The sequence below is a fragment of the Novosphingobium sp. MD-1 genome (assembly GCF_001014975.1).
GTDB lineage: Bacteria > Pseudomonadota > Alphaproteobacteria > Sphingomonadales > Sphingomonadaceae > Novosphingobium.
This window is the reverse complement of sequence record NZ_BBXA01000013.1, coordinates 331,302-346,245: the sequence shown is the minus strand read 5'-3', so window position 1 is coordinate 346,245 and position 14,944 is coordinate 331,302. Positions and strand designations below refer to the sequence as shown.

At 64.2% G+C, this 14,944-nt stretch carries 13 protein-coding genes; 6 read left to right on the top strand and 7 right to left on the bottom strand.

Going from position 1 to position 14,944, the window contains the following annotated elements; translation table 11 throughout:
* Positions 1-10 precede the first annotated feature (10 nt).
* Positions 11-814: an acetoacetate decarboxylase family protein gene (locus tag NMD1_RS02080; RefSeq protein WP_125953412.1), complete on the top strand. Its 804-nt coding sequence runs from the start codon at positions 11-13 to the stop codon at positions 812-814.
* A gap of 99 nt (positions 815-913) precedes the next feature.
* On the opposite strand, the gene NMD1_RS02075 is transcribed toward NMD1_RS02080, so the two are convergent.
* From NMD1_RS02075 to NMD1_RS02065, 3 genes are read right to left on the bottom strand one after another with little or no spacing between them, the layout of a single operon-like run.
* The gene (locus NMD1_RS02075; protein WP_125953411.1) at positions 914-2,371 is read right to left on the bottom strand and encodes an aldehyde dehydrogenase; all 1,458 of its coding nucleotides are present in this window, start codon (positions 2,369-2,371) and stop codon (positions 914-916) included.
* 14 nt (positions 2,372-2,385) lie between these two features.
* The gene (locus NMD1_RS02070) at positions 2,386-3,681 is read right to left on the bottom strand and encodes a glutamine synthetase family protein (protein WP_125953410.1); all 1,296 of its coding nucleotides are present in this window, start codon (positions 3,679-3,681) and stop codon (positions 2,386-2,388) included.
* Positions 3,682-3,724: 43 nt separating this feature from the next.
* Entirely contained in the window at positions 3,725-4,993 is a 1,269-nt protein-coding gene (locus NMD1_RS02065; protein WP_125953409.1) for a cytochrome P450, read from the bottom strand.
* Between the two features lie 131 nt (positions 4,994-5,124).
* On the opposite strand from NMD1_RS02065, the gene NMD1_RS02060 reads away from it, so the two are divergent.
* Complete coding sequence (locus NMD1_RS02060) at positions 5,125-5,982, top strand: catechol 1,2-dioxygenase (RefSeq protein WP_124809428.1); 858 nt, start codon at positions 5,125-5,127, stop codon at positions 5,980-5,982.
* A 66-nt stretch (positions 5,983-6,048) separates the two neighbouring features.
* Here NMD1_RS02060 and NMD1_RS02055 read toward each other — a convergent pair whose 3' ends face one another.
* Positions 6,049-6,408 (bottom strand): hypothetical protein, encoded by a 360-nt coding sequence (locus NMD1_RS02055; protein ID WP_125953408.1) that lies wholly within the window; start codon positions 6,406-6,408, stop codon positions 6,049-6,051.
* A gap of 55 nt (positions 6,409-6,463) precedes the next feature.
* Positions 6,464-6,970, bottom strand: a complete 507-nt coding sequence (locus NMD1_RS02050; protein ID WP_125953407.1) for a MarR family winged helix-turn-helix transcriptional regulator — start codon at positions 6,968-6,970, stop codon at positions 6,464-6,466.
* A 114-nt stretch (positions 6,971-7,084) separates the two neighbouring features.
* Between NMD1_RS02050 and NMD1_RS21145 the strand changes: the two genes are divergently transcribed.
* Both NMD1_RS21145 and NMD1_RS02045 read left to right on the top strand, forming a co-directional pair.
* Complete coding sequence (locus tag NMD1_RS21145; RefSeq protein ID WP_158453856.1) at positions 7,085-7,258, top strand: hypothetical protein; 174 nt, start codon at positions 7,085-7,087, stop codon at positions 7,256-7,258.
* 2 nt (positions 7,259-7,260) lie between these two features.
* Positions 7,261-8,934: a CocE/NonD family hydrolase gene (locus NMD1_RS02045; protein ID WP_125953406.1), complete on the top strand. Its 1,674-nt coding sequence runs from the start codon at positions 7,261-7,263 to the stop codon at positions 8,932-8,934.
* 157 nt (positions 8,935-9,091) lie between these two features.
* On the opposite strand, the gene NMD1_RS02040 is transcribed toward NMD1_RS02045, so the two are convergent.
* Together NMD1_RS02040 and NMD1_RS02035 are read right to left on the bottom strand one after the other, a co-directional pair.
* Complete coding sequence (locus NMD1_RS02040) at positions 9,092-11,461, bottom strand: TonB-dependent receptor (RefSeq protein WP_158453855.1); 2,370 nt, start codon at positions 11,459-11,461, stop codon at positions 9,092-9,094.
* A 246-nt stretch (positions 11,462-11,707) separates the two neighbouring features.
* Positions 11,708-12,211, bottom strand: coding sequence for a MarR family winged helix-turn-helix transcriptional regulator (locus NMD1_RS02035; RefSeq protein ID WP_158453854.1), 504 nt, complete (start codon positions 12,209-12,211; stop codon positions 11,708-11,710).
* 180 nt (positions 12,212-12,391) lie between these two features.
* On the opposite strand from NMD1_RS02035, the gene NMD1_RS02030 reads away from it, so the two are divergent.
* Both NMD1_RS02030 and NMD1_RS02025 read left to right on the top strand, forming a co-directional pair.
* Complete coding sequence (locus NMD1_RS02030; RefSeq protein ID WP_158453853.1) at positions 12,392-13,588, top strand: cytochrome P450; 1,197 nt, start codon at positions 12,392-12,394, stop codon at positions 13,586-13,588.
* On the top strand, positions 13,575-14,927 hold the full coding sequence (locus tag NMD1_RS02025) for an MFS transporter (RefSeq protein WP_147457723.1): 1,353 nt from the start codon (positions 13,575-13,577) through the stop codon (positions 14,925-14,927). Before NMD1_RS02030 ends, NMD1_RS02025 begins: the two co-directional genes overlap by 14 nt.
* Positions 14,928-14,944: the final 17 nt, after the last annotated feature.

Sequence of the window (14,944 nt, the reverse complement as noted above, 5' to 3'; positions counted from 1 at the left end):
GGGAGTCGTCATGTCTGGTCTCAAGGGTCTGTTCTATCCGCGCACGCCATCGGGCAAGGCATCGATCGTGCCGCCGGTGCCGTGGCACTATTCGGGCGAGCTGATCACGCTGGAATACCGGACCGACCCCGCCCGGGTTGCGGCGCTGCTTCCCGATGGCTTCGAACCGGCCGACGAGGACCCTGGCGCCGTCGCCGCGATCTGGGCCGACTGGCAGAGCGTGAGCGAGGAGCCGGGCCACCTGCTCGATCCCGTGCGCGTGCAGTACAAGGAGATGTTCTTCGTCGTCCGCTGCAAGTTCGAGGGCAAGCACTATTCGCGCTGCATCTACATCTGGGTGGACAAGGAATTCGCGGTGCTGCGCGGGCAGCACCAGGGCTATCCCAAGAAGCTCGGTTCGATCCACATGAGCCGCCCGGTGGTGGTCGGCAAGGCCGGCCCCCGGCTGGAGCCGGGCGGCACGTTCGGCGTGACGCTGGCGGCATTCGACCGGCGCCTGGCGGAAGGCCGCTTCACCATCACCGATACGGCGGAGAAGCCGGGCTTCGTCAACGGCCTGCCCATGGCACACAACCGCTGGATGCCCTCGATCGAAACCGACGGCACCGACAGCCTCGACGAAGTGGTGACGATGGCAAGCTACGACGTCGACTTCGGCCGCTGCTTCAAGGGCGATTTCGACCTGTCGCTGTTCGATTCCCCGGTGGAGGAACTGCTCGACATCGCGCCGCAGGAAAAGATCGCCGGCTACTGGCACGAAGTGGGCGTTTCGTGGAAGGCGGGAACCACGCTCCGGCGGCGCAACCGGGTGTGACAGGACGCTGCCCATTGCGGACGCATACGAGAAAGGCTCCCGTTCCGGATGGAGCGGGAGCCTTTCTCTTGCAATCGAACAATGGGGCAGACCAGCGCCTCAGACGCTGCCCTCCAGGATCTGCAGCGTCTTGAGGTCGGAGTGGAAATCGAGCGCGTAGTCGCCGCCTTCGCGTCCCAGGCCCGATATGCCGATGCCGCCGAACGGCGCGGTCAGATCACGCACCAGGAAGGTGTTGACCCAGACCGTGCCCCCGCGCACCGCGCGGCCCACACGCTCGGCGCGGGCGGCATCGCCGGTATAGACGATGCCGGACAGGCCATAGGCGGTGGAATTGGCCAGCGCGACGCCTTCCTCTTCAGTCTTGAAGGTCTGGAACGTCAGCACCGGGCCGAACACTTCGTTCTGCACCACTTCGCTATCGTTGGAACGCGGCACGATCAGCGTCGGTTCGATGAAGTTCGCGCCTTCGCGCCACAGCTTGCCGCCGCGCACGATCGTATCGCCGGCCGCGCGCGCGCGGTCGATAAAGCCCATCACCCGCGCGACATGGTCGGGGTGGATCAGCGCCGACATCGTCGTCGCCGGATCGCGGCTGTCGCCCAGCACATGGGCATCGGCATAGGCATGGAAGCGTTCGAGGAAGGGCTCGCGCACGCTCTCCTCCACGATGATGCGCGTGCCGGCCATGCAGACCTGGCCGCTGTCATCGTATTGCCCCGCCGCCTTCTTCGCAGCCGCATCGATATCGGAGTCGGCAAAGACAAGCAGCGGCGATTTGCCGCCAAGCTCGGCGGTGAACGGCACGATGTTTTCCGCGGCGGCACGGCCGATCACCCGCGCGGTGGGCACCGAGCCGGTGAAGCTGATGCGCTTGACGCGCGGATCGCTGACCAGCGCCATACCCAGATCGCGGCCGAAGCCCTGCACGATGTTGAACACGCCCGGCGGGAAGCCCGCCTGCTCGATGAGGTCCGCCAGCACCGAGGCCGATAGCGGCGACCATTCGGCGGGTTTCAGGATCACCGTGTTGCCCGCCGCCAGCGCCGGCGCGCACTTCCACGTGGACAGCATGAACGGCGCGTTCCACGGCGTGATGATCACCGAAGGGCCGGACGGCATCCGGATCACCCGGTTGGCCGTGCCGCGCGAGGACCACACGCGCTCGCGATAATCGGTGGCGAGATCGGCGTAGTTGCGGAAATTCAGCGCGCCGCGCGCGATCACGCGCAGGCGCAGGCTTTCGTGCAGCATGGCGATGTCCATGCATTCCACGATCGCCAGCCGTTCGATGTTGGCATCGATCAGATCGGCCAGGCGATGCAGGATCGCCCCGCGCTCCGCCGCCGGCATGGCTGACCAGACCGGAAACGCGCGCGTGGCGGCATCGACCGCCAATGCGGCGGTGCCGGCGTCCCCGCGCGAAACGTCCGCCAGCTTGCGATCCCAGTCAAACGGGCAGCGCGTTTCAAAGGTTTCGGCCGACGCGACCCGGCGGCCATCGATGAAGTGATCGGGCGAGACATCCACGCCTTCGATGGAAACGCGCTCACGCATGATCGGCAGGACCCTCAGATGAAGTGCAGGTAGTAGGCGATCTGCTCGGCTTCGGACTTGCCTTCGAGTTCGAGCACTTCCTGCCGCTTGATCGCGATGAAATTGGCGACGAGTTCGGTCCCGAGCGTTTCGGTCAGAACCGTATCGGCTTCCAGCGCATCGAGCGCTTCGGGCAGCGAATGCGGCGTGTGCCGGTCGGTGACCGTGGTTTCCAGCCCGTCGTTGGTCTCGCGCGCGGGCAGTTCATAACCCTTCTCGTAGCCCAGCAACGCCGCTTGCAAGGCCGCTGCCAGCGCGAAATAGGGACTGGCCGCGCAATCGGCCAGGCGATGCTCGATCCGCGCCGCCGCGCCGGTTTCCGCCGAAACGCGCACGGTGACCGAGCGGTGATCGATGCCCCAGTTCGCCCAGTAGCCCGAGAGGCTGGCCGGTTGCAGCCGCGCATAGCTGTTGGTCAGCGGCGCCATGATCGCCGCCAGCGCCTCGTGGTGCTGCAACAGGCCGGCGATGCAGCCCGCCATCAGCCTGGAAGGTTCGCCGTTCGCGACATCGTCGGCAAAGGCGTTGCGGCCCGAATGCTCGGTGAAGCTGATGTTGAAGTGCAGCCCGCTACCGCTCTTTTCGGCGAAGGGCTTGGGCAGGAACGACAGCAGGTAGCCGCGCCGGATCAGCAGTTCGCGCGCCATCTGGCGGAACAGGAACACGTCGTCCGCGGCGCGCAGCGCGTCGGCATAGCGCAGCGTCAGTTCGAACTGCGGCGCATCGAATTCGGCGTTGATCGATTCAATCGGCAACCCGCAGCGCGCGGCCATGGCCCAGATATCGTCGATCAGCCCGGCGGGATCGGTGAACGGGCCGGTGCCATAGACGAAGGCGCCCGGCGTTTCATAGGGCACCCATTCGCCGTTCGGGCCGCGCTGGAAGATATAGGCTTCCAGTTCCATGCCGACCATCGGTTCCAGCCCGTGTTTGCGCCAGCCGTCGATCGCGCGCTTGAGCGCACTGCGCCCGCACAGCGGAAACGGCGCCCCCTGGAAATGAAGGTCGGCCAGCGCGATCTGGGTGCCGGCTTCCCAGCCCGGGCGCAGATCGTTGGCATCGAACCGCGCTTCCATGTCGGGCAAGCCATCGAGCAGGCCGCCGCCTGGCGCTGGTACAAGAGCTTTGCTATATGTAACCGCATAGGTTCCAACACACAGGCGCGCGTGGCCCTTACGCGCCTCGCTGGAAGGAACGTACTTGCCGCGCGCCAGATTGAGCTGGTCGGCGAACAGGATTCTCACGCGATCGCCGGCGGCGAGTTCGGTCATGGCTGCAATCTCCCCAGGCACTATTCTGTTCACGCAGGTGCCCTCATTTTCTTTCGACCCTGACCGGCAGGTATTTGATTCCGTGGATGAAGTTGGACCGCAGATAGCGGTGATCGGCCGTCTGCCCGATCGCCTTCACCCGCCGCGCCAGTTCCTGCAGCACGATCTTCACTTCCAGCTTGGCCAGCCACATGCCGAGGCAGATGTGCGGCCCGCCCTGCCCGAACGAGAGGAACGGGTTGCGCGGCCGGGTCAGATCGAGCCGGTAGGGATCGGGGATCGCGGTCTCGTCGCGGTTGCCCGAAAGGAACCACATGATCACCTTGTCCCCGGCTTTCACCGTCTTGCCGTGGAAATCGAAATCACGCGTGGCGGTGCGGCGGAAGTGCGAGGTGGGCGACGCCCAGCGGATCATCTCGTCGGTCGCTTCGTCCCACAGCGCGAAATCGGGTTGCTGCAGCTGCGCCAGCAGGGCCGGGTTGTTCGCCAGCGAATGCAGCGTCGCCGCGATCGAATAGCGGGTAGTGTCGTTCCCCGCCGCGACCAGAAGGCAGAAGAAGTTGCGGAACTCGTCGCGCGGCATTCGCGTGCCGTGGCTGGTTTCCTCGCGCACCAGATTCAGCACGCCGATCTGCTCGCCTGCGTCCATCCGGTCGAGCAGATCGTTGGCGTAGTCGAACAGCTCGACCGCCGCCGGCGAACGGAACGGCAGCAGCCGGTATTCGTCGGTATCGACCTTGTCGATCACGAAGTCGGTATAGTCGGGGTCCGAATTGGAAATGAGCGCATCGCCCTTTTCCACCAGCCAGGCGGCATCGTCGGCGGGTACGCCCATGATCTGCGCCAGCATCTGCATCGGCAGTCGCCGGGCGATGGAATCGACCGCGTCGAATTCGCCGGCTTCCAGCGCCTCGTCGAGCAGTTCGGTCACGATGCGGCGGATCGCTTCCTCGTACCCTGCCACGGTCGAGCGCGAAAAGGCCTTGGAAACCAGCGCGCGGAAAGCGCGATGCTGCGGCGGATCGGTTTCCTGGAAGGTCTTGCGCGCTTCGTATTCCTCGGGCGACTGATCCTCCATGCGGATGCCGCTGGCCGACGAAAGGAGATCGGGCTGCCGGTTCAGTTCCAGCAGATCGGCGTGGCGCACCACGTTCCAGAAGCCCTTCCCGCCATCGGACATGTCCGTCCACGCGAACGGGTCTTCCCGGCGCAGCCGGTCGAAGGTGGCGAAAGGCGCGCCTTCGTTGAAGGCATCCTGCGATGACAGGTCGACGAAGGCGTCTTGCGAGCGGGAGAACGGATAAGTTTCCATGCTCCTGACGATAGGAACGGTCCCCCGCCCCGACTTGGCCAAAACGGCCAAGCTGCGCGGGCCTGATTACCGGAAAGAAGCATGGTGATTTGACGCGCGGAACGGCGCGTTCATACGGAAAGGATTGCCCCATGGGAGAAATCGTCGGTGCCGCGCTGCTGGCCCACGCCCCCACCATCATGTTGTCGCAGGAAGACCGCTACGAACTGAATGAGGGCAAGGAGATCAGCCTCGTTCCCGGCCTGCACCGCTTCCGCAGCGAAGTGATGGACGCGATCCGGCCGGACACGGTGATCGTGCTCGATTCCCACTGGTTCACCACCGTCGAATTCTGCGTCAGCGGGCAGGAGCACCGCACCGGCCTGTTTACCTCGGACGAACTGCCGCGCGGGATGAGCCAGGTGCCCTATGACCTGAAAGGCAATCCCGCTCTCGCCGGTGCCATCGCGGAACGCGCCACCGCCTGCGGCGTGCGCACCAACGCGATCGCCGATCCCTGCCTGCCGATCCATTATCCCACGGTGAACCTCGCCCACTATCTGCACGCGGGCGAGGAATGGCTTTCGGTGAGCTGCGCGCAGACCGGCGAAACGCCCGATTTCCTTGCCGTCGGCCAGGGCATCGGCCAGGCCATTGCCGCGTCGGACCGCCGCGTGCTGCTGCTGGCCAGCGGATCGATGAGCCACCGCTTCTGGCCGCTGTCCGTACTCCATCTCCACGAGGCCTCCGACCCGATCCACATCAGCCGCCCGGAAGCGCGCGAGGCCGATCTCGAACGGCTGGAATGGTTCTACAGGGGCGATCATGCCTCGGTCATCGACACCATGCCCGAATTCCTCAAGCACGTGCCCGAAGCGCGCTTTGGCCATTACCTGATGATGGCGGGCGCCTGTGGCGGCCGCGAATGGACCTGGCCGGGCGTGCGTTATTCCGACTACGAGAACGCCACCGGCACCAGCCAGGTCCACGTGTGGTTCGCCCGACCGTGATGCGTGCGGTTCGAAAGAGACGGCATCAGGCGATCGCGGATCAGCGCCAGGGCAGAATCCGCGGCCTCAAACGATCTGGATGCTGAAGGCGAACCACGCGCCTGCCGAATGATCGTACAGTTGCACCACCTGATCCGTGACCGTCAGCGAATAATGGCTGGATGACGCGCGATCAAAGCCACGCGCGTTCCGGCCGTCGATCTCCAGCGACACGAACGCGTTGTCGGCGGCATCATGGATTTCGGACCGTGTCCCGCCGAACGTCGACGATCGATCGCCATCCCTGCCCTGAATTCTATCGCCCCGCACTTCCGCAGCGATACGCAGATCCTGTCCGGATTCGTGGTCATGCACGCCGGCAACCTTGTGGCCGAACATGAAGGCATGGGCCGTTGCGGCGATGATTGCTCGTGTGTGGGGAAGCATCCCGCCTTGTGCCACCGACCGCCGGAAAGCACCAGACCGTGGCGCCTTGTTCGAGTCAGAGAATATCCGGGTTGGCGAGAACGACCCGGCGCATGACCTTGCGCAGCTCGATATCGAGCTGCCGGCGCTCGTCGGCCGAAAGATCGCCAAGCCAGTCCTCGTACATGCCGCTGCGCTCCTCGCGCACGGAGGCGTAGATTCGCTTGCCTTCCTCGGTCAGCGAAATCAGGCTGCTCTTGCGGTTGCGCGGGTGGGGTTCGCGCTGGATCAGGCCCCGCCCTTCCAGCACGCCCACGGCCCGGCTGACCTCGGCCCGGTCGACGAAAGCGGCGTCCGCAATTTCGCTGGCGCTGCACTGGCCCATCAGTTCGACGTGCGAAATCACGCGCCATTCGGCCAGCGACATCGCCGCCTTTTCGCGCACGTGCTGCGATGTGACCCGGTCGATCATCTTGGCCAGCAACAGGATGCGATAGGGAAGATGGCTTTGCCCGAACAGCTTCCATCGCCGTTCGGAAGCGCGAAGCGTCGGATCGTCATCCGGCGGGGTGGCCCTGTCCATGACACGACCAATACCCGACTGAAACCGTCTTGTCACGCGCAGGTTGTAGATATATCAACAACTACCAGCGGTGATTAATCAATAACTGGATGCAGCCCGCAGGAGAGGACGAGCGTGACCGCCCCACACCAATGTGCGCCGCAGTGCGAATATGCCTTCACCACCTCGATTGAACTGGGCCGGCTGCGCGGGATGGCACCTTCCGTGCCGGGCGACACCCACGCGGTGATCTACGGGCAGAACCCCGCCTATCGCTGGGTCCGCAGCCAAGACATCGTGGCGCTGTGATCGTGACGGGCTCCGGTTTCGCCCCGATCATGCGCCCTGGCGTCGACCCGCACACCGCGCCGAACAAGCCGCCGCTGCCGTCGATCGATTACGCGCTGCGCCACGAGGCGGGGCTGGTGATCGAACGCAACGTCGCCATCCCGCTGCGCGATGGCGTGCGCATCTACGCCGATGTCTACCGGCCGGAAGGTCCGCGCGGCGAAGTCGACCTGCCGGCGCTGCTGTCGTGGAGCCCCTATGGCAAGCACGCCCAGTCCAACCAGGTATTCTGGCCGCGATCGGGCGTGAATCCCGAATGGCTTTCGCCGCTGACGCCGTTCGAAGGGGCTGACCCGGTCAAATGGGGCGCGCTTGGCTATGCCGTGATCGTCGTCGATCCCCGCGGCGCATGGCTGTCCGAAGGCGATTTCCACCACAACGGCGCGGTCGAGGCTCAGGATTGCGCCGATACGATCAACTGGCTGGCTGACCAGCCCTGGTCGAACGGCAAGGTCGGCATGACCGGGGTGTCCTACCTGGCGGCGATCCAGTTCTGGGTGGCGGCGCTGAACCCGCCCGCGCTCGCCGCCATCAACCCGTGGGAAGGCTTCACCGACTGGTATCGCGAATTCGCCTATCACGGCGGCATCCTGGAAACCGGGTTCCTGCCGCGCGCGTCCGACAACATCCGCTTCTCGCTGAACCACACCGAAGACACGTGGGAAAACGCGCAGGCCCATCCGCTGATGGATGCCTTCTGGCATTCGAAGGAGATCGACCTCGCCGCGATCCGCACGCCGGCGTGGGTCGTCGCCAGCTGGTCCGACCAGGGGCTGCACACGCGCGGCACGCTGGAAGCCTTCAAGGCCATGTCCAGTCCGCAGAAATGGCTGGACGTGCATGGTCAGAAGAAGTGGGCGCACTACTATCTGGCGCAGAGCCAGGCCCGACGCGAAGCGTTCTTTGATCACTTCCTCAAAGGCCGGCAAACCGCCGTGGCGGCGTGGCCGCCGGTCCGCATCGAGGTACGCGAACGGCACGGCGAAGCGGTGGAGCGCGCCGAACGGGAATGGCCCCTTGCCCGCACGGTGCCGACGCCGCTGTGGCTGCGCGCCGACGGCACGCTGGGCGCGGATCGCCCCGATGGCCCCGCGACGATCGCGTATGATGCCAACGAAGGTGAAGCGGTGTTCGATCACCGTTTCGCCACGGACACGGAACTGACCGGCCACGCCAGCCTGCGCCTGTGGGTGGAGGCCGAAGGGTCCGACGACATGGACCTGTTCGTGGCGGTGCAGAAACTCGATCGCGATGGGCAGCCGCTTGGCCAGACCTTCTATGCGTTCTTCGAAGATGGACCGGTCGCGCTCGGCTGGCTTCGGGCCAGTCACCGTGAAACCGACCCGGTCCGAAGCACGCCGCTGCAACCGTTCCACACCCACGTTCGCGAACAGCGGCTGGCGCCGGGCGAAATCGTGCCGGTGGACATTGAGATCTGGCCATCCTCCACGCTTTTTCACGCAGGAGAAACGCTAAGGATCGCGATCAAGGGCGCAGATATCTACGCCGAAGGCGTGCCGTTCCTGCCGTTCGCGCGCCACGAGCGCACGCGCAACGCCGGTCGCCACATCATCCACATCGGGCCGAAGCACGACTCGCATCTGCTGATGCCGGTAATCCCGAAGGTGGAGAGCTGACCGAGAACCTGTCGGCAACCCGCCAGCCAAAGGCCGCAGCGCCGAAAAGGCATTGTCATAGCGGCCGTCCGGCCATCGGGTGGCCACTCAAACCTGGCGATGGGTGACGTCTTGGTTTTTTGCAGGGCGGTGCCTTTCCAGCACCGCCCCGCCCTGTTCAGAAACTGCGACGAACGCTGACTTTCCATTCGCGCGGCAGGGCTGGCTGCCCCACGACGATGCCAATCGGGTAACGGATCTTGTTCAGGTAATAGAACTTGTTGAACATGTTGGTGACCGAAACCGAAAACTGCCAGTCGCGCGATGCGTCCTCGAAGGTCAAACGGCCGTTGGCGATCGCATAGCCATCGACCTTGGCCAGCGGATTGTTGTCGATATTGGAGAAGAACGAGGACTGGTAATTCACGTCCACGCGCGGCGTGATCGTCCCCGCATCTCCCACTGCGAAGGCGTACTGGACGCCCGCGCCGAATTTCCATTCCGGCGCATAGGGTGCCTTGTTGCCCAGCGTGATGCCCCGGATGGTTGCCCCGGTGGCACCGATCCGGGTCAGCTGGAAATCGAGCCAGCTGCCCGAAGCGTCGATGGTCAACCCTTCGACCGGGCGGGCGGTCACTTCGACTTCGACGCCCTTCATGTCCGCGTCACCCGCATTGACCGGCGTGGCATTGGTCACGCTGTTGACCGTGGGGGAAACGTTGGTGAAAACGATGTCCTTGTATTTGTTGATGAACGCGGAAATGTTCACGCGGAGCGCCCGGTCAAAGAAATCGGTCTTGGCGCCGATTTCCCAGGCCGTAAGCGTTTCGGGATTGAACGAGACAGCCTGTTCCGGCGCGAACGGACGCGGATTGACGCCGCCACCCTTGTAGCCGGTGGAAAACTGCGCGTAAGTCATCACGTTATGCGACCAGCGGTAATCCACGTTGGCGCGGTAATCCCAGCGGGTCTTGGCAAACCGGCCGGTGACGCCATTGATCGCGCCAGCCACGGTATAGGCGGGCTGGGACACGTCGTAGGGATTGAGGCGGCCGTAGGTATAGGTCTTCTTGTCGTCGGTGTAGCGGATGCCGCCCGTCACCGTCAGCGCGTCGGTCAGCTTGTACGAAGCATGCGCGAAGGCCGAAACGCTGCGGGCGGGAATGCGGTCGCGCGTCACATAGAAGTTCTGGGTCGCCGTGCCGGGCGCGATGAACGTCACGCCGCCAAATTTGCTCGTCGCCTTGTAGTAGAAGCCACCGACGGTCCATTCCAGCTTGTCCTGGAAAAATGATCCGCTGAGGCGCAATTCCTGGGTGAACTGCTCGTGATCGTAGATGTAGTTGGCGGAATTGGTGGAGTATGGCGTGAGATCGAGGTCGGAACCATAGCTGCCCTTGTAGCGCTGGTAGGCCGAGATCGCCTTGAGCGCGAGACCATCGCCGAACTTGTAATCGATCGTGCCATAGACTTCGCGTCCGCTGACCTTGCTGACCGGCGGGATGTAGGTGGCGCCGTGGCTGCCGGTGGCGTCGGTGAAGGGCAGATTCAGATACGTGGCGTAGTTCGTATAGGAATTGGGGCCGGTGATGAACTGGGCCGGATTCGTGCCCGCAGGCATCGAAGCGGTGGTGGTCAGCGACAGCAGCTTGCTGGCACCGATTTCCGAATGGTCTTCGGTTACCATGCCCACCAGGTTCACCTCGAGCTTATCGGTGGCGAGCCAGCGCAGGGCGAGACGCCCCGCCTGCATGTTCTGGCCCCCCTCCTTGCCGAGCTTGCAATCCGCGCCGGTGGTCGCCGCCGGAACGCCGCTGGCCGGGTTGAGGCAGCCGTAGTCCAGACGGGTCAGATAGCCGTCCCGCGTCTTCGAAACGCCCGATACGCGGACGAACAGCTTGTCGGGCACCAGCGCGAAATCGGCGCTGCCCTTCAGTTCAATGCGGTTGAACGCCCCGTATCCCGCCTCGACATAGCCAGTGCCGCTACCGGTGGGCTTGGCCGAATAGAGCTTTACCGCGCCGCCGATCGAATTCTTGCCCGCCAGTGTCCCCTGCGGGCCGCGCAGGATTTCCACACGATCAAGGTCGAGCAGGTCGAAGATCGAACCTAGCAAGGTGCCGTGGAACACGTCATCGACGTACATGCCAACGCCCGGTTCGAACGCGAAGCTGCTGTCGTACTGGCCGATACCGCGGATGTAGACTTGCGCGGCCGGGCCGAAGGCGGAGCCGCCGGGGCGGATATTCACGTTGGGCGCTGCCGCTGCCACGTCCACCACGCTGCCGAGGTTACGGTTCTGGATCGAAGCGGCGTCCACGGCCGTGATAGCCAGCGGGGTGTCCTGGAGATTCTGGGCGCGGAACTGCGCCGTCACGACGATTTCACCCGTCGTTTCGGGCGCGCTGGACGGATCGGCAGCGCCTTGTTGTTCGGCGGCTTCCTGGGCCGACGCCGCTGGCGTCCAGCCGACAAGAGCGACCGCCGCGAGGCTGGCATTTGCCAAAACATGCGCGCGCCGCGCACGCGAGCTGAAATTGCGAAACATTGATGTTCTCCCTGGACTTGCGGAGCATGCGGTGTCGTCGCCGGACACGCCCATCCGCCGGCACCCGAACGGCGCCGTTGTTTGAACCGGATCATGAGATGGATGGAGAGGAGACGCCTGCCGGCGAGCTCCGGAATGTGGTCAGTCTATCGATCACGCATACATGCAATTCCCCTCCACATCGCTCTCATGGCGAATTGTCGGGAGCGCTATTGGTTTATATAGCAACCTATGTCAAGGCGATTGTCATGCTGTCGGGCGGACCTCTCGCTCGACTTCCAGAGGATCGATCGCGTTGGCCAGCTCCATGTTGTTGAACATGCGCGCGAGATAGCCCAGCACGATGGTTTTCTCGTTCGGAGAGAAGCCATCGAGCATCAGCTTCTCGCGAGCCAGCGAAACCGCGACAATCCGGTCATGAAGGGCATAGCCCTCGTCCGTCAGCTGGATCGGCCGCGATCGCTTCGAATCGCCGATGCTAACCAGTCCCATGCCTTCGAGAACTTGCATGGAACGGCTCGTAATAGACTTGTTCATCACGAGAATTTCGGAAATCTCCGCCGCGGTGAGCGGGCCGCTGTGCGCGATGACGGTGATGATTCGCGCTTCGTTGATGCCGATTCCGAAATGCTTGAGATAGATGCGTGACTGTCCGCGCTCCATGCCGTTGGCAAGAACGACAAGGTAGTGCGGAACATAAAGATGACGGTCGATTACCTTGCGCGAGGAAGGTTTGGAGGGCTGGTTCATGCCATCTCTTTTGGGGGCTTCCGCCGCTGAGTACAAGCCGGTCCGCATCCGTCGCGATTGACAATCATAAGTTGCTATGTAAACCAAATCGGAAGAGGATGTCGTGTCGGAGCCGTTTGCGCACTGTGCTCGCAGGCCATCGGCATGGCATCCGGCCACGATACTCTCGACAGGATGTCCATGACCGACGCCTCCAGCGCGCCGACGCTCGATTTCGACTTGTTCTCCGCCGACGCGATGGCGGCGCCCGATCAATACGACGATCTGGTCCGGGAAACGGCGCCCGCCGTCTATCTTGCGCGGCACGGCGTGTGGGCCGTGGGCCGCCACGCCGATGTCCACGCGGTGTTTTCGGATTGGGAGACGTTCTCCTCGGCTTCGGGCACCGGTTTCACCAACATCCGGAAACAGGGCAACTGGAGGCAACCGAGCCTCATTCTCGAGAACGATCCACCGGAGCACGGCAAATATCGCCGGTTGCTAAGCCGTATTCTGTCCCCCGCCGTACTCCGCAAACTCAAGGCGGACTTCGTGGCGACGGCCGAAAGCATTGTGGATGCGGCGCTCGATCGCGGCGAGGTCGACCTCGTCGCCGACCTGGCGGAGGCCTTTCCATTCGCGGCGCTGCCGGACGCGGTGGGCTTCCGCAAGGAAAACCGCCGCAATCTGCTCATCTATTCCGAACTCAACTTCAATGCGATGGGTGAGAAGAACGACCTGTATCGCGCCGCGCTGGAGCGGGCGACACCGATCCTCGACTGGGTTGTCGAGAATTGCCGGCGCGATGCCGTCGGCCCGGATACGCTGGGATCCGCGATTTTCGATGCGGTCGATACGGGCGAAATCACCGAGGAAGAAGCCGGCCTGCTCGTCCGCATTTTCATCTCGGCGGGCATGGACACCACGATCAACGGGATCGGCTTTACGCTGGAGGCGCTGGCCCGCCACCCCGAGGCGTGGGCGCAATTGCGCGCCGACCCGACCCGCGCGCGCGCGGCATTCGACGAGGGCCTGCGCTACCGGGCACCCAGCCCCTATATCGGCCGCACGACCACGCGAGAGGTGGATATAGGCGGCGTGCGGATCGGCGCGGAAGAAAAGGTGATCCTGTTCCTTTCCGCCGCCAATCGCGATCCCCGTCAGTGGTCGGACCCCGAACGCTTCGATATCGAACGCAAGACATCGGGGCATCTGGCCTTCGGGTTTGGCATTCATGCCTGTGTGGGGCAAATGATGGCCCGACTGGAGGCCGATGTTCTGATGTCGACGATTGCCAGCAAGGTTGCCCGCATCGAACTGGCCGGCAAGCCCTCGTACCAGCGCATCAACTGGTTGCGCGGGCTGTCCAGCCTGCCGGTTCGCCTTGAGCGCGCCTGACATGGCCGCGCGGGGCGCCGGGCGGGCCGAGGATGGCGGCTATCCCTCCCCGCTGCGCGCGTGGCTGGTAATAGCCGTTCTGCTGCTCGCTTACACGATCGCGTTCGTGGATCGGCAGATATTGAGCCTGATGGTCCAGCCCATCCGGGCAGACCTGCAACTGAGCGACACCGCCATCAGCCTGTTGCACGGCTTCGCCTTTGCGATCTTCTACACGTTCCTTGGCATGTTCCTGGGGCGGTGGGCAGACCGTGGCAGCCGCAAGGCCATGATAGCGGGTGGCATGGTGCTGTGGTGCCTAGCCACCGTCGCATGTGGCTTCGCGCAAACCTTCCACCAGCTTTTCGCCGCGCGCATCATGGTGGGCGTGGGGGAAGCGACGCTTTCCCCGGCTGCTTATTCGCTGATATCGGACTACTTCGCCCCCGCTCGTCGCGGCCGGGCGATGAGCGCCTATACGATGGGCATCTTCGTCGGTTCGGGCGTAGCGCTGATCCTGGGTGGGCTTGCGGTCACCGCCGCCTCGCAGGAAGCTGCGGTGACCCTGCCGCTCGCCGGCACGGTAAGGCCCTGGCAGGCCGCCTTCATGATCGTTGGAATTCCGGGGCTGGCCGTGGCCGGGCTCATGCTGCTTGTCCGCGAACCGAAACGCCAGGAACGCAGAAAGGGCGATCACCCTCTGCCTGATATGGCCGAGACGTTCGCGTTCTTTCGCGCCCGGGCGGGAATCCTGTTCGCGATCGTGACCGGCTTCGGCGTCAACGCCATCATCAGCTACGGCCTTTCGGCTTGGGTACCTTCCCTGTTTATCCGCGTCCACCACTGGAGCGCCGGGGACATCGCCTTTGCCTATGGCGTGATCCTGCTGACTTCGGGATGCGCCGGCATTCTTTGCGGTGGCTGGCTGGCCGACCGGATGACCACTTCGGGGAAGCCGGATGGCGCCTTGCGCGCTTCGCTTCTGGGAATGGCGGCGGTCATTCCGGTAGTGCCATTCGTCGGCCTCGCTTCCTCGCCAGCCTTGGCGCTTGCCGCGCTCGCCTGGACCAGCTTTTTCCTGGGCGTGCCGACCGGCATAGCGCCGGCAGCCCTTCACGCCATCACCCCCAACGAGTTCCGCGGGCAGGTTACCGCCCTCTATCTCTTTGCCATCAACCTGATTGGCATGGGCTTCGGCCCCACGTTCGTGGCGCTCGCGACCGATCGCGTTTTCCAGTCTGACCTTGCCGTGGGCCGTTCCCTGGCGCTGGTTACCGGCCTGGCCGCAATCGTTGCGTTTGCGCTGATCGCCGCCGCCCGGCGCGGTTATGGCGCCGCGGTTGCCGCCGCCCACCGCTGAGACACTTCAAACAGGAT